Below are 25,277 nucleotides of genomic sequence, written 5' to 3' on the forward strand. Positions count from 1 at the left end.
CTCAGGAGTTCCCGGGCCTGCCCGGGGACCATAGCCTTTGGCCCGACAGTTCCGAGCTTGTTCGCACAGTCTGACCCGAGATGGAAAGGCTGCCGGTCTGTCGCAGAATCCCAGCATCGATGATTTGGCATCCCCCGCTCAACGACAGTTCAAAAGCAGACACGATGATCTGGTTGGATTTGCATTCATCAAACAGTTGAACCGCCTTTTTGCCGGACAGATGTACCAGTTCAGTGCCTTTCAGGTCATATCGGGCGATTTTTTTATCCGTCTGCGGCCACCTTCCGGCTGCAAGCACCTGATCAACACCGTCACCGTCATTCTCAAGCCAGACCGACGCGACAAAGCCGCTTCCTTTCGCCTTGCTCAGCGCCCGACCGTTCTCGGTCATCACACCAACCAACGCGCCGGAATCGGCGATAAGAACCTCGGGGCGATGCCCCTGCCCCCACAACAGAAAAGCCGTGGCAACGGGCACCACACCGGCCCATCTCGCCTTGCCATGCCACAGAGATAACCACAAAGCACCCAGCGCAAACACCGGCAGCACAAAGTCTGGTGGGCTGGCGACAAAGCCCTGCGCGCCTTCCAGTCCTGACACCCATTCGGAAACGCCCAAAATCCAGCGCAGGCCGATTCCCATGACGCTTAACGCTAGTGCTTCCAGCCCAAAGGGTGACAGCAAGGCCGCAACCACGGCCGATGGGACCACGATTGTTCCCATCACAGGTACCGACAAAACGTTCGCCAGCAACCCGTAGTGCGAAATCGTGTTGAAATGCGCCGCGCCGATCGGGGCAGTTGCCAGGCCTGCAATTGCAGATGACAGGAGGACTCCTGCAACCGGTCTAAGCCATTTGGGACCGGGGAGCGGGCCAAAATCTCGCAATGCACCAAACACAACAACCAGGGCTGTGGTGGCGGCAAATGACATCTGAAAGCCCGGGCTCAGCAAAGATTCCGGGCGCAGAACCAATACTGCTAATGCGGCTACCGCTACTGTGCGCAGAGAGATCGCTCGCCGGTCGATCAGCACGGCCCCCAGCATAACACCAACCATGATAAAGGCCCTTTCCGTGGCGACATTTCCGCCGGAAAGCAGCAGGTAGATCACCGCAGCGAACAGAGCGCACAGCGCTGCCAGTTTTCGAACTGGTGCGCGCAACGCCAATGGTGGAACCGCAGAAAGCCCGATACGGCAAACCACATAAACGAACCCGGTCAGCAGCCCCATATGCAGGCCGGAAATCGCCAGAAGATGTGCCAGATTCGAGGCCCGCAGGCTTTCAAGCGTGGATTGTCCCATACCGCTGCGGTCCCCGGTTGTAACGGCAGCGGCAAATCCTCCGACCTCACCGGGCAGGACTGAACGGACCTTGCTCGAAATCGCGGCACGCCAGGACGCGATCCAAATATGGCCATCACCTACAGTCGCCGCTTCGGTGGTAAGTACTGGAACGCGCGTGTATCCAACGGCCCCCAGGCGCTGGAACCATGCATGTCGGCGGAAATCGAACCCGCCAGGTTCCACCGGACCCTGGGGTGGCGAAAGATGAGCCGTTGTCATAATCCGTTGCCCCGGAACCAAAGGCCCCACGCTACCGTGCAATGAAAGCCGGATGCGCCGGGGCCTGCTGTTCACGGGTAGATCCCCTAGTCGTACCCGGTCCAGCGTGACCCGCAGCGCATCCGACGCAGAGCGATCCAGGGCCACGACCCGCCCCTCGACCGGGCCGTAGTAGCGCCACGACAGGACCGGCTCTGCCACCATGTGGGAACGCGCGCCAGCAAGAATGAACCCGCCAGCGATCAGCGCACCCCCCAATGCCAACGCCGCCCAGCCGGACCGCAACCAAACCCCGAGGATCCCGATTGCCAAGCCAATTCCAGCCACCCAAACATACAGCTCCCGGTCCGGCTCGAACCGCAAACTGAAGTACAGGCCAATACCCGCGGCCAGACAAACCGGAGACCAGTGGAACAAAGACCCACTCTGGTTCCGCAGCGCGACCTCAATCCGTGCAAGAACGCGCATGGTTGCCCCCGTCCTTCGGGCTCGTTAGACAGGCGCCAAACTAAACCCGACACGGTTACCAAAAGGTTAATCAACACAATGTCCGATCAGGTCGTCACCCGTTTTGCCCCTTCCCCTACAGGCTTTCTGCATATCGGTGGCGCGCGGACCGCGCTGTTCAACTGGCTGTATGCGCGGGGACGTGACGGTAAGTTCCTGCTGCGGATCGAGGATACCGACCGTGAACGTTCGACCCCGGAAGCTACAGAAGCCATCCTGCAGGGCATGGCCTGGCTGGGTCTGGATCATGACGGGGATGTGATCAGCCAGTTCGAGGGCGCGGACCGCCACGCCGAGGTTGCGCTGCAGTTGCTGGCCGAAGGTAAGGCTTACAAGTGTTTCTCGACTCAGGACGAGATCGCCGCCTTCCGCGAACAGGCCCGGGCCGAGGGAAAATCGACCCTGTTCCGCAGCCCCTGGCGCGACGCCGCCCCGGCCTCGCACCCCGACGCGCCTTATGTGATCCGCATCAAGGCCCCGAAGGAAGGCAGCACCGTTATCCACGATCAGGTTCAGGGCGACGTAACCATACGCAACGACCAGTTGGACGACATGGTTCTGCTGCGGTCGGACGGCACCCCCGTCTATATGTTGGCCGTCGTGGTCGATGATCACGATATGGGCGTGACCCACGTCATTCGTGGCGACGACCATCTTAATAACGCTGCCCGCCAGATGATGATCTATCAGGCGATGGGCTGGGATGTCCCGGTCTGGGCCCACATCCCGCTGATTCACGGGCCTGACGGCAAGAAACTCAGCAAACGCCATGGCGCATTGGGGGCACAGGAATACCAGGCATTGGGTTATCCTGCTGCTGGAATGCGCAATTATCTGGCGCGCCTGGGCTGGAGCCACGGAGATGATGAGTTCTTCACCGATGCACAGGCCAAAGAATGGTTCGACCTGGACGGTATCGGCAAAAGCCCGGCCCGTTTCGATCTGAAAAAGCTGGAAAACCTGTGCGGCCAGCACGTCGCGATTTCGGACGATGCTGCGCTGCGGCAAGAAATCGAAGCCTACCTGGCCGCCGCCGGCGAACCTGCTCTCAGCGCGACACAAAGTGGTGATCTCGAGCGTGCGATGTATTGCCTCAAGGATCGGGCACGGACTTTCCCCGAACTGCTTGAAAAAGCACATTTTGTTCTGACGTCACGTCCCATCGAGCTCGATGAGAAAGCGGCAAAAGCTCTTTCATCTGTATCCGATGGTATACTGAGAGAATTGACGCCGCACGTGCAAAATGTTAGCTGGACGCGAAGCGAGCTGGAGGACGCCCTGAATTCGTTTGCTGAATCTCAGGGGCTCAAGTTCGGCAAGCTGGCCGGTCCCTTGCGGGCGGCGCTGGCGGGTCGGGCTGTAACGCCTTCGGTTTTTGACATGATGCTTGTGCTGGGACGGGATGAGACCCTGGCACGGCTTTCTGATGCAGCGAAGTAAACCCAATCTTCATATTCGGGTAACGCTGCTCGGCTAACACCCGGTCTGTACGCCTGCGTACAGCCGTCGCCGCAAGGTCGGACTGTGATCCGGCCAGCGCATGATTGAGGAAGGGACAAAGATGACCGACAGCAAAAAAACAGCCACTCTGAACGTCCATGGCAAGGATTATGAGTTGCCGGTTCGTTCACCGACCGCCGGGCCCGACGTCATCGATATCCGCAAACTGTACAGCGAGGCGGGCGTCTTTACCTATGATCCTGGATTCACTTCGACCGCGAGTTGCGACAGCACGATCACCTACATTGACGGCGAAAAGGGTGAGTTGCTGCATCGGGGCTATCCGATCGACCAACTGGCAGAGAAGTCGCATTTCCTCGAAGTCTGCTATCTGCTGCTCTACGGGGAACTGCCGGTCGCAAAGGATCTAGAAAAGTTCGAAACCACGATCACGCGGCACACAATGCTGCATGAGCAGATGCAGTATTTCTACCGTGGCTTCCGCCGGGACGCACATCCAATGGCGATCATGGTGGGCGTTGTTGGTGCAATGTCGGCGTTTTATCACGATTCCACCGACATTTCGGACCCACACCAGCGTGAAGTCGCGTCGCACCGTCTGATCGCCAAGATGCCGACAATTGCCGCCTGGGCGTTCAAGTACCACATCGGCCAACCCTTCGTTTACCCGCGCAATGATCTTGATTATGCGTCCAACTTCCTGAGCATGTGCTTTGCAGTGCCGGCAGAGGAATATGAAGTAAACCCGATCCTGAGCCGAGCAATGGACCGGATTTTGACGCTGCACGCAGATCACGAGCAGAACGCCTCGACCTCGACCGTGCGCCTGGCTTCGTCCTCGGGCGCGAACCCGTTTGCCTGTATCGCAGCGGGTGTTGCATGCCTTTGGGGTCCCGCACATGGCGGCGCCAACCAGGCCTGTCTCGAGATGCTGGAAGAGATCGGCAGCGTGGATCGTATTCCGGAGTACATCGCCCGCGCCAAGGACAAGAACGACCCGTTCCGCCTGATGGGCTTTGGCCACCGCGTCTACAAGAACTTTGACCCCCGCGCCAAGGTGATGAAGCAATCGGCGGACGAGGTTCTGGACCTGCTGGGTATCGAAGACAACCCAAAACTGCAGGTTGCAAAGGCGCTGGAAAAGCAGGCGCTGGATGACCCGTATTTCGCCGAGAAGAAGCTGTTCCCGAATGTCGACTTTTACTCGGGCATCATTCTTGAGGCGATGGGTTTCCCGACTTCGATGTTCACCCCGATCTTTGCGCTGTCCCGCACCGTTGGCTGGGTCAGCCAGTGGAAAGAGATGATCGCCGATCCTCAGAACAAGATCGGGCGTCCGCGCCAGCTGTATCTGGGCGAAACAATGCGCGACTATGTGGATATCGAAAACCGCTGATCGCAGCTGACTATTTTCGCAGAACGCCCCGGCCTGCCCGGGGCGTTTTTCGTTAGAACAGGCTAAGTTGGTCCCCAGCCTGAGGCGGCCGTTCAAACAGGTCACACCGCAAAGGCGTTGTCCGGGTACTCAGTTGCAATCGTTTGGTCGCCAGCCTGAAGCGTTTGGCGATGATCTGCGCATATTCTCCTTCGCCGCGCATTCTGTGACCCCAACGCGGGTCGTATTCACGCCCGCCATGCATGTCCCGCAACAATGACATGATCTTGTTCGCCCGTGCCGGCTCATGCTCCAACAGCCATTCGCGCCAAAGCTCCAAGACTTCCCGTGGCAGGCGCAGCATGATCCAGCTGGCGGACTCGGCCCCGGCCTCCTTCCCGGCCTCAAGCAGGTTTTCGAGCTCGTGGTCCGTCAGCCCGGGCACGACCGGTGAGGTCATGACACGAACCGGGACCCCTGCCCCAGCCAACTGCCGGATCATCCGCAGGCGGCGCTGTGGCGATGGTGCACGAGGCTCAAGCCTGCGGGACAGTTGCGCATCCAGCGTCGTCAAAGAAACCCCGACGCACGCCAATCCGCGTTCAGCCATGGGCGCCAGAATATCCAGATCTCGTTCGATCAGCGCACCCTTGGTGACAACCGCGACCGGATGCTGGAAGTCCTTGAGAACAGACAGGCACGACCTTGTAATCAAACGGGTTTTCTCGACCGGCTGATAGGGATCGGTATTCGTACCGATTGCTATTGGCGCAACCTGGTAGCTTTTGGATGACATCTCGCGCCGCAGGATTTCGGCGGCGTTGGGGCGCGCAATCAGACGGGTTTCAAAATCCAAGCCCGGCGACAATCCCAGATAGGCATGAGTCGGGCGAGCAAAACAATACACGCACCCATGTTCGCACCCGCGATAAGGGTTAATCGATCTGTCGAACGAAAGATCCGGCGACCGGTTATAGGTGATCAGGCTACGGGCGGATTCATCTCGCAGTTCCGCCCGTAAGGGCGGAAGATCCTCTTCAATGTCCCAACCGTCATCGCAGGCAACGGTCTGCAAACGCTCAAACCGCCCCGTTGCGTTTGTCGCGACACCTCTGCCACGAATGTTAGGTTGCTGCATCCCGTTGTTCTCTTTTTGTTCTATTGCAATGTAGATGCAGCTTTTCCCCGACACAAGCATCGATTTCCGCCAAATTATTGCCGCGCCACAGCGATGGAATCCAGAGTCAGGCCATTGGTCCGTGGCTTTGCCATAATCTGAATGAGTTGCAGGATCATTCTGCAAATTATTCATTCGGGCGGGTCAATAATTTGACCTATAAGTCGGTCCCGGAACGGCCGACGTCGCAATCGTCACAGTCGAACTGCGGCAAAATGGTCAAAACGGGAAAAACGCCACCACGGGCCAAGGGTCCGCACAGCTCAGGGAAATGCCCCATGTCCGATGAGGAAGACATCGTCCTGTCCGAACTGAATGACGACGAACTTGTCGAACAGATGTTCGACGATCTTTATGACGGCCTGAAAGAAGAAATCGAAGAAGGTGTAAACATCCTGCTGGAACGCGGATGGACCCCCTACGACATTCTGACCAAAGCGCTGGTCGGCGGCATGACCATCGTTGGCCATGACTTCCGTGACGGCATCCTGTTCGTTCCCGAAGTACTCCTGGCTGCAAACGCGATGAAGGGTGGCATGGCGATCCTCAAGCCGCTGCTGGCCGAGACCGGTGCCCCGCGCGTGGGCAAGATGGTCATCGGAACCGTCAAGGGCGACATCCACGACATCGGTAAAAACCTCGTGTCGATGATGATGGAAGGTGCTGGTTTTGACGTGGTCGACATCGGCATCAACAACCCGGTCGAAAACTATCTGGAAGCGCTGGAATCGGAAGAGCCGGACATCCTGGGCATGTCGGCCCTTCTGACCACCACGATGCCTTACATGAAGGTGGTGATCGACACCCTGGTCGAACAGGGCGTTCGCGATGACTATATTGTTCTGGTGGGCGGTGCGCCCCTGAACGAAGAGTTCGGCAAAGCGATTGGCGCGGACGCCTATTGCCGCGATGCGGCCGTGGCTGTCGAAACCGCCAAGGACTTTGTGTCGCGCAAGCACAATCAAATGGCGGGCTGACAAGCTCAGGACTGAGTTCATTAAGCCGCCCGCCACCGGGCGGCTTTTTTGTTCGCCCGGTCGCAATTCTCGCCGTGTTGCCAATCCATTTCGCGACAGGGCTTGCCACATGGATGGATCGCGCCTTTTCTGACCAAAGGACTGCCCGGGAGGCAATGCAATGCAAAAGGACCATCTACCTGACGATGCCAGCCTTACAACCGAAGGCTATTCCAGCGATGAAAAACAGGGGCGCATTCTTTTGCTGGCTTGCGGCGCGCTGGCGCGTGAAATTCTGGATCTGAAAAAGCGTAACGGCTGGGATCACATGGCGCTGACCTGCCTGCCTGCCATCCTGCACATCCACCCCGATCGCATCACTCAGGCCGTTGAGGACGCCGTCGCCAAACACAGCGACAATTATGACCAGATCTTTGTTGTCTACGCCGATTGCGGAACCGGAGGGCTGCTGCAAAAGGCGTGCGCCGAACTGGGTGTCGAAATGGTTCAGGGACCGCATTGCTATTCCTTCTTCGAAGGTAACACCCGGTTCGAGGCGCGCGGCGACGATGAAACCACGGCTTTCTATCTGACCGACTTTCTGGCCCGCCAGTTCGATGCGTTCATTTGGAAACCTCTGGGCCTCGACCGGCACCCTGAACTGCGCGACATGTATTTCGGCAATTACACCAAGCTCGTGTACCAGGCGCAAACCGACGACCCCGATCTGACCGCTCGCGCGCGCGACTGCGCCGACCGGATGGGCCTGGAATTCGAGCGGCGGTTTACCGGCTACGGAGATCTCGAAACCACGCTGGCAGACTGGGCGGCCCGGTCTTCTTCTGTCTGAAAATACCTTGGGGTGCGCGACTGGCCGCTCGCCCGTCCCGATCAGGCGTTTTCCCGGGCTACGTCCCGAATCCTTTCAATCATCGAACGCAGGCCGTTGGACCGTTGCGCTGACAAATGATCATTCAGACCCAATCTCGCCAGTTCCCCGCCGGCGTCCACCATCGGCACGTCACGCACTGGCAACCCATTGTACAACGACCGCAACACCGCAATCAGGCCGCGCACGATCAGTGCATCGCTGTCGCCGTCAAAACGAAACACACCGTTGTCGATCATCGGATGCAGCCAGACCTGGCTGGCGCATCCATGAACCTTTGTGGCCGGAACCTTCAGCGCCTCGTCCAGAGGTTCCATCGCCTTGCCCTGATCGATGACATGACGATACCGGTCTTCCCAGTCCTCAAGGAACTCGAAATCCTCGACGATCTCTTCAAAGGCAGGCGTTGCCATGTTGCCGCGGTCCTTTTGTTACCTTCACTTTTTTGACCTATGCCGAGCATGCGCGACTGTCCAGTCCCAGTCCGGCTTTTCAAAGCATGGAAATTGCGCTAACCCATTGTCGGAACTACTGCTCAGGGCTTTGAGACCATGAAAAAAACACTCACCTTTCTAATGGTCGCATCGCTGACCCTGTCTGCCTGCAATAGCTGGCGCGATTCTCGGGCGAACCCTTCGAACTGGTTTGGCCCGGGCACACCTCCACCGGAGGAGGTTCCGGTCGACGAAGCCAATGCGCTTATCCCGAAGCAACGCACCGGAACCGGCCTGTTTTCCCGCCCCGAAGAAGCGGATACGAGCGTCCTGCTTGCAAGGATCGATGAACTGAGGATCGATCCAACACCCTCGGGCGCGATTGTCTATGCATCCGGCACGGCAATACGCCAGGGCGCCTTCAATGCGCGTCTGGTTCCTGTTGTTAGTGAAGAGAACTCGAAAAACGGCGTTCTGGAATTTGGCTTTCGGGTAAATTACCCAAAAGCCCAGACGCGTCAGGGCTCCGAGCGGTCCCGGATGGTTTCGGACGCGATCAATGTCAGCCTGCAGGATCTGCAATCCATCCGTCTGGTGCGGGTGGTCGGCCAGCAGAACACGTTGGAATCGCGGCGGCGCTGATCGGCGTCAGAGGGAAACGACCTTCACGACCTGCCCTTTGGCGGCCAGGGCGATCTTGCCCTCACACAGTTTCAGGGCGTCTTCACCGAACACCTCAAACCGCCAACCCGACATGGCTGGCAGTTCACGTTCGCCCGCTGCGATCTGATCCAGCTCGGAACTGGTTGCAATCAGTTTGGCCGCCACACCCGAACTTTCGGTTTTTGACTTTAGCAGAACGCGCAGCAAGTCAGATAGCGCCGGGTTGACCTTGAGGTTGTCGCGCGCCTTGTCGACCAGCGGTAGATCCGACGAAGGGCAATTCACACCTGTTTCAACCGCTGCCAGAATCCCGTTGGCAATTGCGCCTTTGCGCGCCTCGCGCAGCAACAAACGTGAACCGCCCAGATCTGATGCCGTTTTCGGTTTGGTCGATGCCAGCTCGATCAATGCGTCATCCTTGAACACGCGGCTGCGTGGCACATTGTTTTCCTGCGCGTATGCCTCGCGAAACTTGGCAAGCTCACGCACGACAGCCAGAAATCTTGCCGAATTCGTGCGCGTTTTGACACGCTTCCAAGCTTCCTCAGGCCGCATTTCATAAGTGCCAGCCTCGGTCAGGGTGCGCAGTTCTTCGGCCACCCAATGGCTGCGGCGTGTTTTTTCCAGCTCAGCCGCCAGATGTTCGTAAATCTGACGCAGGTGGGTCACGTCCGCCAGCGCATAGGTCTTTTGCGCATCGGTCAGCGGGCGCCGTGACCAATCCGTAAAGCGAGAAGTCTTGTCGACGCCCTGTCGGCAAATCTTGCGCACAAGCGTCTCATAGCCGACCTGTTCGCCAAATCCGCAGACCATTGCGGCCACCTGCGTATCGAACAGGGGTTTTGGGAAGACACCCGCCTCGACCCAGAAAATCTCCAGATCCTGACGCGCAGCGTGGAACACCTTGACGATGTCCTCATTTCGAAACAGGTCGAAAAGCGGTTCAAGCGACAGCCCATCCGCCAGTGGGTCCACCAGAACGGCGCTGTCTTCGTCGTTGGAAGGGACGGCAAGCTGAACCAGGCAGAGTTTCGAATAATAGGTACGCTCGCGCAGAAATTCGGTGTCCACGGTGACATAAGGGAAGTCCGCCGCGGCCTTGCAGAATGCGGCCAGCTCTTGCGTCGTTGTCAGGGTTTTCATTCGCCGTACTGTTCTTGCTCTTGCTCTTTCAACTGCCCGTTTTTGACCTCGTCCCGAGCCCTTGAGCAAACCATAGGCAGAATAACAGCCGCGTGTAAATCACCCACAGCGGATCACGGCAGCAGAACTGGCGACCTGTTGCCTTCTGCATACCTTCTCAACACGGCAGGATACAGTTTGTGTTCCCAGGCCAGCACGCGCTCCGCCAAAGATTCCGGCGTATCGCCTGCTTCGACCCTGACTCGCGCCTGTCCCAGTATCGGTCCGTCATCCAGCGCGGCGGTGACTTCGTGCACCGAGCATCCATGCTCTGCGTCGCCCGCTGCAATGGCCCGGGCATGCGTGCCCAGACCTTTGTACTTGGGCAGCAGAGAGGGGTGGATATTCAGCATCCTGCCCTGAAACTGGGAAACGAAATCGCCGGTCAGCACCCGCATGAATCCGGCGAGGCACACAATATCCGGCTGTGCTTCCTGCAAGGGTTTCAACAGTTCGGCTTCGAAAGCGGCGCGATCACCGTTGAACGGGCGGTGATCCACCACAGCGGTCGGAATGCCCCGATCCGTGGCCTTTCTTAAACCGCCGGCCTGCGCGTTATTGGCCAGAACCAGACAGGGACGCGCCGGATGTTCGCCGGTCATACTGTCAACCAACGACACCATGTTTGATCCGCCACCGGAAATCAGGATGGCGACGCGCTTATGGCTCACAGCAATTTACCGGAATAGGATACACCGGGCTGATCGGTAACGGTGCCAATGCGGGAAACGCTTTCTCCGGCTTCAGTCAACAGGTTTGCCAATTCATCAGCACGGTCAGCGGCGCAGACAATGATCATGCCGATGCCGCAGTTGAAAGTCTTGAGCATCTCAGCTTCGGCAATGCCGCCGACCTGAGCCATCCAGCCAAAGACCGGGGGCAGTGTCCACGAACTCAAATCGATTTCGGCACCCAGATCGTCGGGCAGAACCCGAGGCAGGTTTTCGGTCAGACCGCCGCCGGTAATATGGGCCAGCGCATGTACGCCCCCGGCCCGGATCGCCTGCAGTGCTTGTTTCACATAAAGCCGTGTCGGGGTCAGCAATGCCTCGCCCAACGACCCGTCACCAAACGGAGAATCTGCATCCCAGCCCAGGCCCGACATCTCGACCAGTTTGCGCACCAGCGAATACCCGTTGGAATGCACCCCATTGGAGGCCAGTCCCAGCAGAACATCGCCTTGCTGCACACCTGCCGGCAGATGCGCACCGCGTTCCATGGCACCGACCGAGAAGCCGGCCAGATCGAAATCTCCTTCCCGGTACATGCCCGGCATTTCCGCCGTCTCTCCACCGATCAGGGCACAGCCAGACTGAACGCAACCTTCAGCAATACCTTCGATGATCCGGGCGGCTGTATCGGTATCCAGCTTGCCGGTCGCAAAGTAGTCCAGGAAAAACAGTGGCTCGGCCCCCTGACAGATCAGGTCGTTGACGCACATGGCGACAAGATCGATGCCCACGCCGTCGACAACGCCAGTATCAATGGCAATCCGCAGTTTCGTTCCAACTCCGTCCGTCGCACCGACCAGGATCGGATCGGTGTATCCCGCGTCTTTCAGATCAAACAAGGCGCCAAACCCGCCCAGGCCGCTCATCACTCCGGAACGGTTGGTCCGCTTGGCCGCAGGTTTAATGCGGTCCACCAATGCGTTTCCCGCATCAATATCGACACCTGCGTCAGCATAGGTGATTCCGTTCTTGCCCGCTGTCATGGCCAACCCTTCCTGAATGCTATTCGCGCGGGTTATTCGATTGCGCCGCGCGTTGCAACGGTCAGGCGCAACAGGTGTGTCACTGGACGCCGCCGGATGCCGTGAACGCCAAGAATTTCAGATTGAGCACCGAACACTCTTGGCGTGCCGATAACATTGCTGTACGTAGCGCGTGTTCCTGGGGGATTAGCTCAATTGGTTAGAGCAGAGCGCTCATAACGCTTTGGTTGGGGGTTCAAGTCCCTCATCCCCTAGGAGAGTGGATTTCCCCATATTACGTTCAGGCACTGTTCGGGTGTTAGTTGGACAAGGAACAATAGATCCGATTCGCGGTAAAGAATCATAACCTTAGCCAGTTGTGGCAAACCTTGCGCTGCGAGAGGGTGAATACCGGAAAAGTGGTGAGCCGTGCAGGACTCGAACCTGCTGCCTCCAAATTAGGAATTTGGCGCTCTATCCAGATGAGCTAACGGCCCTTGCCTCCCAAAGTAATTCGGGGAATGCCCGGACAATGTCAACGGTGTAACGCTTTTGCATTACCGACGGCCGGCCAAGGCACTCAATTTGCTTTCAGCCGAAATATGAAACGAAGACCGAAAAGGCAAAGGTTACTGGGTATTCTTCCCATAGAGCGCAGTTTCAAGATACCGGTCCGGAAGCCCTCCGCAATCGTAGCCGCGATTCGCGCCGGAACTGCCGTTACCGTCCAATAATGATATCCGCACACAGTCCGCCCAGTCGGCTGCTTTCGGCCAGCCGCAAAACGCCGCCGTGCGCGCGGGCTATGTCGGCCACAATCGCCAGCCCCAATCCCACGCCGCTGCCCTTGTTTTGATTCCGGGACGGATCAAGCCGGGTGAAGGGCTTGACCGCCTCGGTGCGCTGTTCCGCAGGGATGCCGGGTCCGTCATCTTCGACCCTGACCCGCAACGACTTCTGCGTCAGGGTCAGACTGACCTCTGCCCTGTCGCCATAGCGAACCGCATTACCGATCAGGTTTTCAACGGCGCGCCGAAATGCCGTCGAGCGCAACATGACGGTTCCTCCGCCTTCGACTGAAACCAGTTCAACCGCTAGCCCGGCGCGTTGTGCGTCGTCCACAATCTGCTGCAGCAGGATTTCCGGGTTCACTTCTTCCGGTGCGCCCTCGGCGGCACCCCGCGAAAACTCCAGAAATGCATCCAGCAGCGATTGCATCTCATTCACGTCCTGCAACAGGGGCGCTGCTTCATCCTCGGGCAACATCGACAGACCCAGTTTCAGACGCGTCAACGGCGTTCTCAGGTCGTGGCTGACCCCGGACAACATCAGGGTACGCTGTTCCATCTGACGTTCGATCCGCGCGCGCATGTCCAGAAAGGCGCTTCCTGCCGCGCGGACTTCGGTGGCACCTCCGGGTGAATACGGCACGACCCTGCCCCGCCCGAAGGCCTGGGCCGCGTATGCCAGCCGGGTGATCGGTCGCAACTGATTGCGCATGTACAGAAACGATATCGTTGTCATCACTATGGCGAAGAACACCATCGTCACAATCAACTGATGCGGTGTTGTAGGTGACAGGCGGCGACGATCGAATGTCAGTTGTAGCAGTCCCAGGTCCGTATCCAGGTACAGCCGGGCTTCGTGACCGCTGGGAAGGGCCACAGCCGTCAGATTCGGAATCAACGCTCGCAATTCCGCTTCCACCTGAGGCGCGATGAAATCGTACCAGCGCCGCCTGCCGACATCGGGCTGTTCGTTCAGGTCAAGAAACCGAAGCTGCATTTCGAGCGTGGCCAGTTCGGGCCGTATCGCAGCCAACACCTGCTGCTGCGTTTCCGCGTGTTCAACGGCCTCGGTCACCAGCATCACTTCGCGCGACGTCGCGCGCGTCATCTGCGCGGTGACATCCTCCAGGTGTTTTTGCAGAAACGCGATTCCCACCACCAGCAGCAGGACAGCCACCGGCAGAACAATGATCAGGGCAGCCCGGGCGTACAGGCTGCGCGGCATATATGGTTTGAGCCAATGCGTTGACATGCGCTAAACCTAGCGAGCCGCACCGGCAAGAGAAAGAGCACATCGCCCATGCAAGCCCCCGACGATTTCGACCCGCCGACAGGACAGGCCGAGCAATTGCAACACGGCCTCAGACGCATCGTGGCTCCAAACCCGTCTCCGATGACGTATCGCGGGACCAATACTTATCTGCTGGGCTCAGGCGACATCGCGGTTATCGATCCAGGCCCCCTCAGCGAACCGCATCTCGACGCCATTCTGGGCGCGCTGAACGCTGGGCAGAAGATCAGCCACATCTTTGTCACCCACAGCCATCTGGACCATTCTCCCCTCGCTGCCCCTTTGTCCGCCCGCACCGGTGCGCCGATTCTGGCTTTTGGCGGCCCCGAGGCCGGGCGCAGCAACGTAATGCGCGAACTTGCGGAAAACGGTCTTGTTGGCGGTGGTGAAGGAATAGACGGGGATTTTCGCCCGCATGTCGAACTGGCAGACGGCGAAACCGTTGACGGCGACGGCTGGCAGGTCGAGGTTATTCATACGCCGGGCCATCTGGGAAACCACATCGCGCTCGCCTGGGGTGATGTGTGCTTTACAGCGGATCACGTGATGGGCTGGGCCAGTTCTCTGGTGTCTCCGCCGGACGGGGATCTGACCGACTTCATGGTCGCATGTGAGCGTCTTCGTGCCCGTGACTGGTCTGTCTTTCATGCGGGACATGGTGCACCCATTGCCGATCCCGCCGCCCGGCTGGACTGGCTGATCAGCCACAGAAGAAGCCGTGAAGCCCAGATACTGCAGACGCTCAGCCATAACCCCGGCACCGCCCGTGAGCTTGCCGCACGAATTTACACCGACACACCAGAAGCACTTTTGCCCGCAGCCGAGCGGAATGTTTTCGCGCATCTCGTTGATCTTTGGGGAAAATCGCACGTCCGTCCGTCAGGAAAGTTGTCGACCGACGCTTGTTTTCACAGGGTAGAATAAGCCGAAAAGAATTTTCGTTCTTCCGGTCGTTCTGCTCTGGACGGCGAAATCCGAGGTTGCTATACGGCCCTCAGTTCCGGCGTAGCTCAGCGGTAGAGCAGTTGACTGTTAATCAATTGGTCGTAGGTTCGATCCCTACCGCCGGAGCCAAAATTCTCCAGATAATTCCGACACGCACTTAAAGCCCTCATGTTTCGGCAAAGGGATATAGGGTCGCGATGCCCTTTTGATGCCGAGACTCAAATGGCACGAATGTGTGCTCTGCGGACAAACGACCATTCAACCTACCGCCACTAGATATCAAAACATGCCATTTTGTTGATCTGAAACCGCTTTCCGATATTCTGATAGTCAACGGGAGGATCTATCTATGCGCACCTTGTTTCTGGCGGGCACGTTGTCTGTTCTTTCGACACTATGCACCGCGCAGACTTACGACGTCGTCATTCTCAACGGTCGGGTAATGGACCCGGAAACCGGGTTCGATCAGATCTCAAACGTCGGAGTCAGCAATGGTTGGATCACCGCGATCACTGACGAAGAAATTGATGGCAGCGAGACCATCGATGCGACAGGTCACGTTGTAGCTCCTGGGTTTATTGACCTCGAGCAGCATGGGTTGGACCCGTGGGGTATCAAGGTAAACCTTCGTGATGGCGTCACAACCCAAATGGATTTTGAGGTCGGAGCCGCGAACATCGATGAATGGTACGAAGCACGAAAGGGTGCAACGCAGGCAAACTATGGCACAGTTGTTGGACAAGAATTCGCGCGGATGCGGGTTCATGACGGCCTCGTGCTTGAAGGCGGGGATATAGACTTCCGAAATTTCTTCGCACTGAGGGCACAATCCGTGGAAGACGGCGTCGAGGGATGGTCTTCGGTCCCAAGTAACCGTGAGCAAATGAACGAAATCACTGCGCAACTTGATGAGGGGCTGCGTTTAGGTGCGCTCGGTGTAGGGTCGACGATTGGATATGCTCGCGAAGGCATAACGACATATGAGATGTTCGAAGCGCAGCGGGCTGCGGCGCGTTACGGAAGATTGACCTCCGTCCATCACCGATTTCATCCCAGTGCTTCGACACCGACAGAAACACAGACGGGTGTGAACGAAATCTTGGTCAACGCGATGGTGCTCGACGCACCGCTCCACATACATCATGACAATGACTATGGCTGGTGGGAAAATCAGGAAAAGCTCCAGATGGCCCGCGACCAAGGCTACAACGTTTGGTCCAGCTACTATCCTTGGACCGCAGGGTCGGGAAACTACGGAGCTTCGATCATCGCCCCCGAAAACTGGGAAGGCTCGATGGGGTACAAATACGAAGACACCATCTTTGACCCCCAACTTGATCGCTTTGTGACCAAAGACGAGTTCTTGGGTTTCGCTGAGAATGAGCCAGGACGGACGGCCATTGTTTTTAGCCCTCCAAGAGAGCAATGGCTGAATGATTGGATCACCATCGCAGGCTATGGCATCTCGGGCGACGGTATGGCCGGGCTAGACATCGAGGGCAACTTGATGAGTTGGGATGCTCCTTACGAAGACTATGCCGGGCATCCTCGGTCAGCAGGCAGCCACGCGCTTGTCTTGAGACTGGCTCGCGAAGCGAATGTACCGCTAATGCTTACACTGACTCAGCTAAGCTACATCCACGCCAAGCGATTAGGTGACACGGGCTTGCGGGCAATGCAGGTGCGTGGGCGTATGCAAGAAGGCATGGTTGCGGACATCACGATTTTTGATCCGGAAACTGTGACCGAAAAGGCGAACTATACGTTAGGCCAGCAAGGAATTCCGTCAGAAGGCATTCCGTACGTGCTCGTCAACGGAACCATTGTCGTAAAGAACAGTGAAGTGCAGCGAGATACCTTTGCAGGGCAGCCGATCCGGTTTCCCGTCGAGGAACAAGGGCGTTTCACTCCGGCTGGTCGCGAGCAGATCATGGGTATTCTCACACCAGATACCGGCACTGCCCGTCCAACACTGCTCGATGATATCACAAATAGTGAAGCCAATGTCGCACCTGCCGCGCCACCAACCAATCAGGTTGCATCGGTAGAGCCGGCCGACTCTTTCGATTGGTTTACACCTCGAAGCGGTTTAGATGACGGTGCCCTGTTCTATTGCGTAGTGCATGCTCGCTTCGAGGGCAGTGCAACTGTAAAACGTGATTATGCGAAAGCTATGATGGCCCGCACGGGAGGGGTTAGACCTATTCAGTCTGAGTGACCAACAACTAACTATCTCGCCGCGTCATTGGGTATGGCGAAACGATAGTCTGCTTTGGGCTCAATGAGGCCGTCGGCAGCGTTGTAGAAGAAAGCCCGCCTTGAGTTGCGGCCGGATCAGATCAGAGAGCTTGTACTTCACCCCTCAAAAAATCGTAATTGCATCTGGACCTCCGCTTTGCCTGTTGATACACGCAGCTCAGTTCCGGCGTAGCTCAGCGGTAGAGCAGTTGACTGTTAATCAATTGGTCGTAGGTTCGATCCCTACCGCCGGAGCCAAATTTCCAGAAAACCAAGAGCTTAACCGGTCAGCGCATTCGCGTGATCGGAACGCAAAATGCGTTTCATCACCTTGCCGGTTGCACTCAGTGGAAGGGCGTCGACAAAGACGACCCTGTCCGGGATTTGCCACGAGGCGATTTTCCCATCAAAGAACGACAATATCTCGTCCGGCGCCGGATCCTGCCCCGCGGCCCGGACCGCCACCAGCAGCGGGCGTTCGCCCCATTTGGCGTGTGGTACGCCGACGACGGCGGCCGTGGCCAGTTGAGGATGCGCAACGGCAATGTTCTCCAGTTCTACCGAACTGATCCATTCGCCACCCGACTTGATGATGTCCTTGGACCGGTCGCGGATCGTCATGTATCCGTCCGCGTCCAGCGTGGCGACGTCTCCGGTCGCAAACCAGCCATCCTGCAATAGGTCCTCGTCCTGCATCCGGAAATAGCTGTCCAGCACCCAATGCCCGCGCACCAACAGATCGCCCTGCGTCTGTCCGTCGTGCGGCAGATCGTTGCCTATGTCATCCACGATTTTCAGCTCGACGCCAAACGGCGGGCGACCTTGATTTTCGCGCAACTTGTGCTGTTCTTCCAGCGGAAGGTCGCGGTGTTTTGCCAAAGCAACATTTGCGGTGCCCAGGGGGCTCATCTCGCTCATGCCCCAGGCGTGCACAGTGTCGACACCATAGGATTCCCTGAACGTTTCGATCATTGATGGCGGGCATGCGGCACCACCGATCACCGTACGGTTCAGACTGGCCAGTTTGCTGCCGGACTGTTCGGCATAGGCCAGCAAACCCTGCCAGATCGTCGGCACACCCATGGCCAGCGTAACGCCATATTTGTCGATCAGCTTGACCAGCGCCTCCCCGTGCAGATCAGGGCCAGGCAGAACCATGCGTGATCCGGACATGGCACAGGCATAGGGCGACCCCCAGGCATTGACGTGAAACATCGGAACCACCGGCAGGACCACGTCAACCGCCGAAAACCCGATGACATCCGTAGCGTTCGACGCAAAGCTGTGCAGCACCGTCGAACGATGGGAATACAGAACCCCCTTTGGGTTCCCGGTGGTTCCGGACGTGTAGCACAGGCCCGCGGCGGTATTTTCATCAAAGCTGGGCCAATCAAAGTCCGCCTTGCCGGTTTCCAGTAGCTCGTCATAGAACTGCAATCCTGGGATCTGCCACAGGGCATCCTGATTTCTCGGTCCCATCATTACGTAGTGCTGTACTTCGGTCAGTTTGTCGCGCAGCGCCGCGACCAAGGGGATGAAGGTCGCGTCAAAGAACAGGACCCGATCCTTTGCGTGGTTGATGATATATGTAAGCTGTTCGGGAAACAGGCGCGGGTTCACAGTATGGCAGACATACCCGGCACCCGAGGTTGCGTAGTAGATTTCCAGATGGCGGCGGTTGTTCCATGCAAGCGTACCAATCCGGTCCTGCGGCTGCAGGCCCAGTTGCGTAAGTGCGGACGCAAGCCGGCGCGCATTTCGGGCAATCTCGGACCAGTTGGTCTGTGTGACGGTTCCATCGGTTTCTACCGAATGAATCTCGGTCTGTCCGTGGTAGCGTTCCGCATGATCAATCAGTGCCGAAATCAGCAATGGCTGCGTCATCATCTGTCCCAGCATGGGCATCCTCCCTTTGGCTGCGCCGCAAGAGGCCCGCGGCGCTGATCCCTGATCATCAATCTGCACCGGACCAAGTCTCGGCGGTCTGATCAGAGCGTCTCCCCCGACAAATCCTGCCAATCATTTAATTGTCTGACAATAAAAGATTGTACAAAACCGCGCTAAGGGAGTCGGTGTTATTAGGGAATTCAGGCTCTGTGACGCAGGGCGTAGTCTACCAAGGCAGCGGTCGAACCGTCCTTTTCCGCAGCCTTTTCGTCGCCGTCGACGATTGGTCCCAGAGATGTGGCCAGCTCTTTACCCAGCTCAACGCCCCATTGGTCGAACGAGTTGAGGCCCAGCAGAATGCCCTCCACGAAAACCCGATGTTCATAGAGCGCAATGATCTGGCCCAGCACAAACGGGGTCAGCTTTGGATAGATCAGCGTCGAGGATGGACGGTTTCCCGGAAACACGCGGTGACGCGCCTGCCGCTCCAGTTCATCGCCCTTCAACCCCTTGTCTGCCATCCGCGACCGCGCTTCCTCCAGCGAACGCCCGCGCATAAGCGCTTCGGATTGGGCAAGGCAATTGGCCAGCAAAAGGCGGTGGTGATGCGCCAGTTCAGGTTCGTGTCCTTCCGCGGCCACCATGAACTCGCACGGTATGATATCGGTGCCCTGGTGGATCAGCTGGTAAAAGGCGTGCTGTCCGTTTGTTCCCGGCTCTCCCCAGACAACCGGGCCAGACGGCACGGTCAACGGGCTGCCATCCATGGCGACCGACTTGCCGTTCGATTCCATTTCAAGCTGTTGGAAATAAGCCGGAAGACGCAGCAAACGCTGATCATAGGGCAGAACGGCGCGGCTGGGATAGCCCAGTACCTGACGGTGCCAGACACCGACAAGCGCCAGCATCACCGGCATATTCTCGGACCACTCAGCGGACCGGAAATGCAGGTCCATTGCCTGACCGCCGCGCAGGAACGCGTCAAAGGCGTTGGACCCGACGGCGATCATCACCGGCAGGCCAACTGGCCCCCAGACGGAATAGCGCCCGCCGACCCAGTCGGCGAAACCAAATACGCGGTCTTCCGGGATGCCAAAGGCCTGCGTCTTGTCAAGCGCGCTTGACACGGCGGCAAATTGACGTGCCGGGTCACCGCCGCCGTCCAGCATCCAGGCGCGCGCTGTCCGGGCATTGGTCATTGTTTCGATGGTCGTGAACGTCTTGGAGGCGACTATGACCAGCGTTCGCGTGGGATCCAGCTGGCGCAAAGTATCCGCAATATGCGCACCATCCACGTTCGAGACATAGTGCAGCCTTGGACCGTCATGGTATGGCGAAAGCGCATGGGTGGCCATGACGGGCCCCAGGTCGGATCCGCCGATCCCGATATTCACTACATCCGTAAAGCTACCGCCTGCCCCAACGATCGAGCCTCCGCGTACTTCTTCCGCAAAAACGCGCATCCGCTGCAATGTGTCCAGAACCTCTGGCATCACATCCTGACCATCGACCTCAACCGGCCCGCCATCCAGATTTCGCAGCGCGGTGTGAAGGACCGCGCGCCCTTCGGTCTGATTTATTTTTTCTCCGCCGAACATGGCGGTACGCTTGTCGGCCAGACCCGCAGAATCGCAAAGCCCGGTCAAGGCATCACGGATTTCGGAGTTGATCAGGGTTTTGGAGTAGTCGAACAGCAGATCTCCGGCAGATGCCGAAAACTGGTGCGCCCGGTCAGCGTCGCTGTCGAACAGGTCCAGAATGCTGTGATCCTTCGCAGATGTTGCCAGCGATTTGAGAGTGTCCAACTGCATTGCCATCACTCCGCCCAGTGAACCGTCAAACCGCTCAGAACCGCGGCGATCGGCGCTTCTTCCGGCGGCAGTGACATTGCGCGTTCCAGCGCCTCGCGCTTGGATGCGCCATAGATGACCAGATGTTTGGACAGCGCCCCATCCAGTACCGGCGCGGTCAGGGTGATGCGCGCTTCGGGCTGAACTTCGGTGCGAGCCACCGCCAACGTAGGTGCGTGGCTGCTCAGGGCTGCCTCGAGCCCGTCCATACCGGGAAACAAAGATGCCGTGTGCATGTCTTCTCCCATGCCCAGCACCAGAACCGACAAAGGCAGAACCGGGGCAAGAAGGCTTTCAATCTCGGGTAAAATCTCTTCGGGCGCCTTGCCGGGAACATAAAGCGGAAGATATTGCGCGACCGAGGCCCGGCTGGTCAGCAAACGCTCGCGAATGAGACGTTCGTTCGAGCGGTCGTGATCCCCCGGAACGCAGCGTTCATCCGTCGGCAGGACACATACCCGATCCCACTCAAGATCGGCGGCGCAAAGCCCATCGAAGATCGGCCCCGGTGTCGTGCCCCCCGGAACAGCCAAAGACACTACGTCATGGTGCAGCAAGGCCGCCTCAAGATCCCCGGCCAACGCGTTTGCCACATCGATGGCCAGCATGTCGCGGTCTGCATATTCCTGAATATTCATGGCTTTATCCCTTGCCAGTGGCGACCATCTCTTTTCATCAGCTGCTCGGCGTCGCCCGGACCGGTGCTGCCTGTATCATAGGGTTTCGGCACGTCACCCCGCGCCTTCCACCCGGCAATGATCGGGTCGGTCCAGGCCCACGCGGCCTCGACCTCGTCCCCGCGCATGAACAGGGTCTGGTTGCCCCGGATCACGTCCATGACAAGCCGTTCATAAGCGTCCGGCGGGTCCTGATTTTCGGGGCCCAGAGCAACGGCAAAGCTCATGTCCAGCGGCACGTCGATCAGACGCATCCCCCCTTGTCCCGGTTCCTTGATCGTGACCTTGAGCGTGATGCCCTCATTTGGCTGCAGCCGGATGGATAGCGCATTGGCATGCCGCCCGGATTCCTCACCAAAGATCGAGTGCGGCGCATCCTTGAACTGCACATTGATCACCGAGGACCGCGCCACCAGCCGCTTGCCTGTACGCATGTAGAACGGGGTCCCCGCCCACCGCCAATTGCTGATATGGGCCCGCAAGGCCACGTAGCTTTCCGTGGTCGAACGCGGGTTGCCCACAATGTCACGATAGCCGGGCATGCCGCCGCCTGCCGCAAATTGACCGCGCACGATGTGGTGCGGCTCAACCGGGTCCAGTGCACGAATGACTTTCAGTTTTTCATCCCGCACCGCGTCCGGGTCGAACTTGGCCGGCGGTTCCATCGCGATCAGGCACAGAAGCTGCATCAGATGGTTCTGCATCATATCACGCATTGCACCTGCGCGGTCATAATACTCCTCGCGGCCGTCTATGCCGACGGTCTCGGCAACGGTGATCTGGATGTGATCGACATACTGGCTGTTCCACAACGGTTCGAACAGCATGTTCCCAAAGCGGACGGCCATCAGGTTCTGAACCGTTTCCTTGCCCAGGTAGTGATCAATCCGATAGATCTGCCCTTCTTCGAAATGCGCCGCCAATGTCGCATTCAGGGCCCGCGCACTGTCCAAATCATGCCCAAAAGGTTTTTCAACCACGATCCGCGTTTGCGAGGTCGCCAGATCGTTGGATTTGATCCGCTCCGCCAACGGTCCAAACAACCTTGGACCAACCGAAAAGTAAAAGGCGCGGATGCGGTCGATTGTCAGTTTTTCCGCCAGCCGGTCCCATCCCACTGTCGACAGGCCGTCCAGAGCGACATAATCGACACGTTGAAGGAAGCTTTCCAGCGCCGCTTCGTCCTGACAATGCCGGGACGCGTGCTGACGCAGAGATTCGGCCACGATATCGCGGAACCCCTGGCAGTCATGATCCCCTCGTGCCGCGCCGATGATCTGAACATCGTCGGGCCATTGCCTTGCACAGAACCTCCGGAACAACGCAGGAAGAATCTTGCGCTTTGCCAGATCGCCGGTTGCGCCGAAAATGACCAGATCGAACGGGTCCACAGGTATGACACGAGAAACCATGGGTTTTCCTTACCTTGCCCCTGACGGCATGTCCAATGTTAGCGCAATCAATCGTCAATTCTCGCAGGTCATCAAAACTCTGTCAGGACCGCCGCGTCATACTTAACTCTGCTGTCCCGAAAGGTTAAGTCATTCTGACGACTGCAAGGAACCGGATACGGGAATGAAAGACAACGCTGCCCAAATCGCCAATGCTGGAAAATTTCAGGACAAACTGATGACAGCAGACGGTCAGATTCGCGCCTCGGTAAAGCTGAGCAATCCCGAAACGCTTTGGTTCAACACCGGAACCCTATGCAATATCGAATGCGTGAACTGTTATATTGCCAGCAGTCCAACCAACGATGCTCTGGTCTATATCACGGCGGCGGAGGTGACTGATTTTCTGAAGCAAATCAAATCCAGAAACTGGCCGGTCCGCGAAATTGGATTCACTGGGGGCGAGCCGTTCATGAACCCCGAGATGATCGACATGACCCGGGCCGCCTTGGAACACGGGTTTGAGGTCCTGATCCTGACCAACGCCATGAAACCGATGATGCGCCGCAAGATGCGCGAGGGCCTTTTAGGTCTGCAACGTGACTTTGGCGACAAGCTGACATTGCGGGTCTCGGTCGATCACTTCCTGCCCGAACTGCACGACAAGGAACGCGGCACAGGAAGCTTTGGAAAAACCCAGACCGGGATGGAATGGCTGCGCGACAACGGGATCAAAATGGCGGTTGCCGGTCGTACGGTCTGGGGGGATACCGACACAGAAAGCCGCGCCGGCTATGCGGCGTTTTTTGCAGAGCATGGCTTTGACATCGACGCGCACAACCCTGGTCAAACTGTCCTGTTTCCCGAGATGGACGAAACCGTAGAAGTGCCTGAAATCACGACCGCTTGTTGGGGTATACTGGACAAATCCCCCGAAAGCGTAATGTGCGCCTCGTCCCGCATGGTGGTCAAACGCAAAGGCGCGGATCGTCCGGCGGTTCTGGCCTGCACCTTGCTACCCTATGAGGCTGAGTTCGAGATGGGGCCGACACTTGCGGACGCCGAGGCGGACGTACACCTGAACCACCCCCATTGCGCCAAATTCTGCGTCCTGGGCGGCGCAAGCTGTTCCGCCTGAACCTCAGTTCAGTTCCGGGGATTTCCAGTATTTGGTTCCTGACGCCCCGGCAGAGACGCGCCAGCCCTTTTTGCTGAGCACAAAGAACGAACGCCCCTCGGTGAACCGGACCGTCTCGCTTTTGCTGTCATCGCCGTACATGGCACCGGATTCAGCCGTCGCGTCGTATCCGTAGGCGATAAAGTGTTCCAGATCTGCGGGGGTCTCGAACAGGATGACGAACTTGGTTTCAAAACCGCCAATGCCGATAGCTGCACCTACCCCACCTGTTCCCATATTCATGTAAGTGTGCTGACCTGTTTCTTTTGATACTGCCACACCTCGGCCATATCCTGCGGAAACAGGAAAAACCGTGACTTTTCGGGAATCAAACACCGCATAGCCCGCACTGATTTCATAAAGAAACGCCGCATCCGGGTTTTCCGCCAGCAACTGGGTCAATACCGTTTCCGCCATAGCATCCAGCTTGGCGCGTGTTTCTTCCGGGGTGGCTTCGTTAGACACCAGATCGGCGGTTGAATTGAGCGTCTCATCAACCGCGCCTGCGCCCTTCTTGAGTGTCCCGCCGACGGCTTCGGCCCCCTGACCGATGGCGTCCGCCGTGCTTTCAGCACCCTTTTTTAACTTGTCCAAAACTCCTTCGGACGATGCCGGCCCGAAAAACGTCAAACAGGCGGCAACCGCAATCATTACTCTCTGCATCAGGCTATTCCGTGTGTGATCCGAAGTCTGAAGCGCACCTTAACCGATACAACAGAAAATGACACAGGCAACATCAACAGCTGCCATTCAGGTCCGTTTTCAGTTCACCCGAAATTCACCCACCATGTTACGCCATTCACCCGGTGCGATCATCTTGCGGTGCGTGAACCGGACGGAATGAAGCGGTCCTTCGATTTCACGCTGCCAAAAGTCGATGAAATCAAACAGCTTCGGGTGATCCGGCGCAAGATCGTAATCCTGCCAGATGAACGTATTCAGGACATGAATGTAGTCGGGCATGTGATAGAAGAATTCCGCTGTTGTCAGCCCGTACCCCTTTAACATCAGCTCCGTTTCACTTCGCTCCATGCAGACCTCCGATTTCTGTCAAGGTCTCTTCAGCATAGCACGCAAACCACCTAATCCTTACTTAACAATATGTTACTCTGATGTTACCGAGGTTATT

The 25,277-nt window shown here is 57.8% G+C and carries 21 protein-coding genes and 4 tRNA genes; 11 read left to right on the plus strand and 14 right to left on the minus strand.

Going from position 1 to position 25,277, the window contains the following annotated elements; genetic code table 11:
* Position 1: 1 nt before the first annotated feature.
* Positions 2-2,035 carry a ComEC/Rec2 family competence protein gene (locus tag ACR0J2_RS03010; RefSeq protein ID WP_480811620.1) on the minus strand — a complete coding sequence of 678 codons (2,034 nt, stop codon included), beginning with the start codon at positions 2,033-2,035 and terminating at the stop codon, positions 2-4.
* 78 nt (positions 2,036-2,113) lie between these two features.
* Between ACR0J2_RS03010 and gltX the strand changes: the two genes are divergently transcribed.
* Both gltX and gltA read left to right on the plus strand, forming a co-directional pair.
* Positions 2,114-3,514, plus strand: coding sequence for a glutamate--tRNA ligase (gltX, locus tag ACR0J2_RS03015; protein ID WP_480811621.1), 1,401 nt, complete (start codon positions 2,114-2,116; stop codon positions 3,512-3,514).
* Positions 3,515-3,635: 121 nt separating this feature from the next.
* On the plus strand, positions 3,636-4,931 hold the full coding sequence (gene gltA, locus ACR0J2_RS03020) for a citrate synthase (RefSeq protein WP_170805634.1): 1,296 nt from the start codon (positions 3,636-3,638) through the stop codon (positions 4,929-4,931).
* 52 nt (positions 4,932-4,983) lie between these two features.
* Here the strand turns inward: gltA and ACR0J2_RS03025 are convergent, their stop codons facing one another.
* A complete protein-coding gene (locus ACR0J2_RS03025) occupies positions 4,984-6,048 on the minus strand; it encodes a PA0069 family radical SAM protein (RefSeq protein ID WP_480811622.1) in 1,065 nt (354 codons plus the stop codon).
* A 317-nt stretch (positions 6,049-6,365) separates the two neighbouring features.
* Between ACR0J2_RS03025 and ACR0J2_RS03030 the strand changes: the two genes are divergently transcribed.
* Together ACR0J2_RS03030 and ACR0J2_RS03035 are read left to right on the plus strand one after the other, a co-directional pair.
* The gene (locus ACR0J2_RS03030; protein ID WP_170614919.1) at positions 6,366-7,064 is read left to right on the plus strand and encodes a corrinoid protein; all 699 of its coding nucleotides are present in this window, start codon (positions 6,366-6,368) and stop codon (positions 7,062-7,064) included.
* A 160-nt stretch (positions 7,065-7,224) separates the two neighbouring features.
* Positions 7,225-7,893 (plus strand): DUF1638 domain-containing protein, encoded by a 669-nt coding sequence (locus ACR0J2_RS03035; protein ID WP_480811623.1) that lies wholly within the window; start codon positions 7,225-7,227, stop codon positions 7,891-7,893.
* Positions 7,894-7,934: 41 nt separating this feature from the next.
* Here ACR0J2_RS03035 and ACR0J2_RS03040 read toward each other — a convergent pair whose 3' ends face one another.
* On the minus strand, positions 7,935-8,345 hold the full coding sequence (locus ACR0J2_RS03040) for a SufE family protein (RefSeq protein WP_170614917.1): 411 nt from the start codon (positions 8,343-8,345) through the stop codon (positions 7,935-7,937).
* Between the two features lie 138 nt (positions 8,346-8,483).
* Here ACR0J2_RS03040 and ACR0J2_RS03045 point away from each other — a divergent pair, with 138 nt between their 5' ends.
* On the plus strand, positions 8,484-9,008 hold the full coding sequence (locus ACR0J2_RS03045) for a hypothetical protein (protein ID WP_170614916.1): 525 nt from the start codon (positions 8,484-8,486) through the stop codon (positions 9,006-9,008).
* A gap of 6 nt (positions 9,009-9,014) precedes the next feature.
* Here ACR0J2_RS03045 and rnd read toward each other — a convergent pair whose 3' ends face one another.
* From rnd to purM, 3 genes are all read right to left on the minus strand, one after another.
* Positions 9,015-10,172, minus strand: a complete 1,158-nt coding sequence (gene rnd / locus ACR0J2_RS03050; RefSeq protein ID WP_170677296.1) for a ribonuclease D — start codon at positions 10,170-10,172, stop codon at positions 9,015-9,017.
* A 113-nt stretch (positions 10,173-10,285) separates the two neighbouring features.
* Positions 10,286-10,882 carry a phosphoribosylglycinamide formyltransferase gene (purN, locus tag ACR0J2_RS03055; RefSeq protein ID WP_480811624.1) on the minus strand — a complete coding sequence of 199 codons (597 nt, stop codon included), beginning with the start codon at positions 10,880-10,882 and terminating at the stop codon, positions 10,286-10,288.
* Entirely contained in the window at positions 10,879-11,925 is a 1,047-nt protein-coding gene (gene purM / locus ACR0J2_RS03060; protein ID WP_480811625.1) for a phosphoribosylformylglycinamidine cyclo-ligase, read from the minus strand. Before purM ends, purN begins: the two co-directional genes overlap by 4 nt.
* A gap of 180 nt (positions 11,926-12,105) precedes the next feature.
* Between purM and ACR0J2_RS03065 the strand changes: the two genes are divergently transcribed.
* Positions 12,106-12,179, plus strand: a tRNA-Met gene (locus ACR0J2_RS03065).
* A gap of 145 nt (positions 12,180-12,324) precedes the next feature.
* On the opposite strand, the gene ACR0J2_RS03070 is transcribed toward ACR0J2_RS03065, so the two are convergent.
* Together ACR0J2_RS03070 and ACR0J2_RS03075 are read right to left on the minus strand one after the other, a co-directional pair.
* Positions 12,325-12,401: transfer RNA gene (locus ACR0J2_RS03070), tRNA-Arg, on the minus strand.
* 223 nt (positions 12,402-12,624) lie between these two features.
* Positions 12,625-13,944 (minus strand): ATP-binding protein, encoded by a 1,320-nt coding sequence (locus ACR0J2_RS03075; protein WP_480811626.1) that lies wholly within the window; start codon positions 13,942-13,944, stop codon positions 12,625-12,627.
* Between the two features lie 48 nt (positions 13,945-13,992).
* Here ACR0J2_RS03075 and ACR0J2_RS03080 point away from each other — a divergent pair, with 48 nt between their 5' ends.
* From ACR0J2_RS03080 to ACR0J2_RS03095, 4 genes are all read left to right on the plus strand, one after another.
* A complete protein-coding gene (locus ACR0J2_RS03080; protein ID WP_480811627.1) occupies positions 13,993-14,907 on the plus strand; it encodes an MBL fold metallo-hydrolase in 915 nt (304 codons plus the stop codon).
* Between the two features lie 75 nt (positions 14,908-14,982).
* Positions 14,983-15,057: transfer RNA gene (locus ACR0J2_RS03085), tRNA-Asn, on the plus strand.
* Between the two features lie 220 nt (positions 15,058-15,277).
* Complete coding sequence (locus ACR0J2_RS03090) at positions 15,278-17,146, plus strand: amidohydrolase family protein (protein ID WP_480811628.1); 1,869 nt, start codon at positions 15,278-15,280, stop codon at positions 17,144-17,146.
* A gap of 203 nt (positions 17,147-17,349) precedes the next feature.
* Positions 17,350-17,424, plus strand: a tRNA-Asn gene (locus tag ACR0J2_RS03095).
* Between the two features lie 21 nt (positions 17,425-17,445).
* Here ACR0J2_RS03095 and ACR0J2_RS03100 read toward each other — a convergent pair.
* The 4 genes from ACR0J2_RS03100 to zwf form a co-directional block, all read right to left on the minus strand.
* On the minus strand, positions 17,446-19,065 hold the full coding sequence (locus ACR0J2_RS03100; protein WP_480811629.1) for a long-chain-fatty-acid--CoA ligase: 1,620 nt from the start codon (positions 19,063-19,065) through the stop codon (positions 17,446-17,448).
* Between the two features lie 188 nt (positions 19,066-19,253).
* Positions 19,254-20,864 carry a glucose-6-phosphate isomerase gene (pgi, locus tag ACR0J2_RS03105; RefSeq protein ID WP_480811630.1) on the minus strand — a complete coding sequence of 537 codons (1,611 nt, stop codon included), beginning with the start codon at positions 20,862-20,864 and terminating at the stop codon, positions 19,254-19,256.
* A 5-nt stretch (positions 20,865-20,869) separates the two neighbouring features.
* A complete protein-coding gene (gene pgl, locus ACR0J2_RS03110; protein ID WP_321252732.1) occupies positions 20,870-21,541 on the minus strand; it encodes a 6-phosphogluconolactonase in 672 nt (223 codons plus the stop codon).
* Positions 21,538-22,992, minus strand: coding sequence for a glucose-6-phosphate dehydrogenase (zwf, locus tag ACR0J2_RS03115; RefSeq protein ID WP_480811631.1), 1,455 nt, complete (start codon positions 22,990-22,992; stop codon positions 21,538-21,540). Before zwf ends, pgl begins: the two co-directional genes overlap by 4 nt.
* A gap of 163 nt (positions 22,993-23,155) precedes the next feature.
* Here zwf and ACR0J2_RS03120 point away from each other — a divergent pair, with 163 nt between their 5' ends.
* Positions 23,156-24,109 (plus strand): radical SAM protein, encoded by a 954-nt coding sequence (locus tag ACR0J2_RS03120; RefSeq protein WP_480811632.1) that lies wholly within the window; start codon positions 23,156-23,158, stop codon positions 24,107-24,109.
* A 3-nt stretch (positions 24,110-24,112) separates the two neighbouring features.
* Here ACR0J2_RS03120 and ACR0J2_RS03125 read toward each other — a convergent pair whose 3' ends face one another.
* Positions 24,113-24,811 (minus strand): lipid-binding SYLF domain-containing protein, encoded by a 699-nt coding sequence (locus tag ACR0J2_RS03125; RefSeq protein ID WP_480811633.1) that lies wholly within the window; start codon positions 24,809-24,811, stop codon positions 24,113-24,115.
* A gap of 99 nt (positions 24,812-24,910) precedes the next feature.
* Entirely contained in the window at positions 24,911-25,180 is a 270-nt protein-coding gene (locus ACR0J2_RS03130) for an usg protein (protein WP_170610835.1), read from the minus strand.
* Positions 25,181-25,277: the final 97 nt, after the last annotated feature.

It is taken from the genome of Ruegeria sp. CG4 (genome assembly GCF_056537185.1).

What these genes read in the sequence shown, in the direction of transcription:
- ACR0J2_RS03010 (WP_480811620.1), bottom strand. Translation starts at nt 2,035, where the DNA reads ATGCGCGTTCTTGCACGGATTGAGGTCGCGCTGCGGAACCAGAGTGGG.
- gltX (WP_480811621.1), top strand. Translation starts at nt 2,114, where the DNA reads ATGTCCGATCAGGTCGTCACCCGTTTTGCCCCTTCCCCTACAGGCTTT.
- gltA (WP_170805634.1), top strand. Translation starts at nt 3,636, where the DNA reads ATGACCGACAGCAAAAAAACAGCCACTCTGAACGTCCATGGCAAGGAT.
- ACR0J2_RS03025 (WP_480811622.1), bottom strand. Translation starts at nt 6,048, where the DNA reads ATGCAGCAACCTAACATTCGTGGCAGAGGTGTCGCGACAAACGCAACG.
- ACR0J2_RS03030 (WP_170614919.1), top strand. Translation starts at nt 6,366, where the DNA reads ATGTCCGATGAGGAAGACATCGTCCTGTCCGAACTGAATGACGACGAA.
- ACR0J2_RS03035 (WP_480811623.1), top strand. Translation starts at nt 7,225, where the DNA reads ATGCAAAAGGACCATCTACCTGACGATGCCAGCCTTACAACCGAAGGC.
- ACR0J2_RS03040 (WP_170614917.1), bottom strand. Translation starts at nt 8,345, where the DNA reads ATGGCAACGCCTGCCTTTGAAGAGATCGTCGAGGATTTCGAGTTCCTT.
- ACR0J2_RS03045 (WP_170614916.1), top strand. Translation starts at nt 8,484, where the DNA reads ATGAAAAAAACACTCACCTTTCTAATGGTCGCATCGCTGACCCTGTCT.
- rnd (WP_170677296.1), bottom strand. Translation starts at nt 10,172, where the DNA reads ATGAAAACCCTGACAACGACGCAAGAGCTGGCCGCATTCTGCAAGGCC.
- purM (WP_480811625.1), bottom strand. Translation starts at nt 11,925, where the DNA reads ATGACAGCGGGCAAGAACGGAATCACCTATGCTGACGCAGGTGTCGAT.
- ACR0J2_RS03075 (WP_480811626.1), bottom strand. Translation starts at nt 13,944, where the DNA reads ATGTCAACGCATTGGCTCAAACCATATATGCCGCGCAGCCTGTACGCC.
- ACR0J2_RS03080 (WP_480811627.1), top strand. Translation starts at nt 13,993, where the DNA reads ATGCAAGCCCCCGACGATTTCGACCCGCCGACAGGACAGGCCGAGCAA.
- ACR0J2_RS03090 (WP_480811628.1), top strand. Translation starts at nt 15,278, where the DNA reads ATGCGCACCTTGTTTCTGGCGGGCACGTTGTCTGTTCTTTCGACACTA.
- ACR0J2_RS03100 (WP_480811629.1), bottom strand. Translation starts at nt 19,065, where the DNA reads ATGCTGGGACAGATGATGACGCAGCCATTGCTGATTTCGGCACTGATT.
- pgi (WP_480811630.1), bottom strand. Translation starts at nt 20,864, where the DNA reads ATGCAGTTGGACACTCTCAAATCGCTGGCAACATCTGCGAAGGATCAC.
- pgl (WP_321252732.1), bottom strand. Translation starts at nt 21,541, where the DNA reads ATGAATATTCAGGAATATGCAGACCGCGACATGCTGGCCATCGATGTG.
- zwf (WP_480811631.1), bottom strand. Translation starts at nt 22,992, where the DNA reads ATGGTTTCTCGTGTCATACCTGTGGACCCGTTCGATCTGGTCATTTTC.
- ACR0J2_RS03120 (WP_480811632.1), top strand. Translation starts at nt 23,156, where the DNA reads ATGAAAGACAACGCTGCCCAAATCGCCAATGCTGGAAAATTTCAGGAC.
- ACR0J2_RS03125 (WP_480811633.1), bottom strand. Translation starts at nt 24,811, where the DNA reads ATGCAGAGAGTAATGATTGCGGTTGCCGCCTGTTTGACGTTTTTCGGG.
- ACR0J2_RS03130 (WP_170610835.1), bottom strand. Translation starts at nt 25,180, where the DNA reads ATGGAGCGAAGTGAAACGGAGCTGATGTTAAAGGGGTACGGGCTGACA.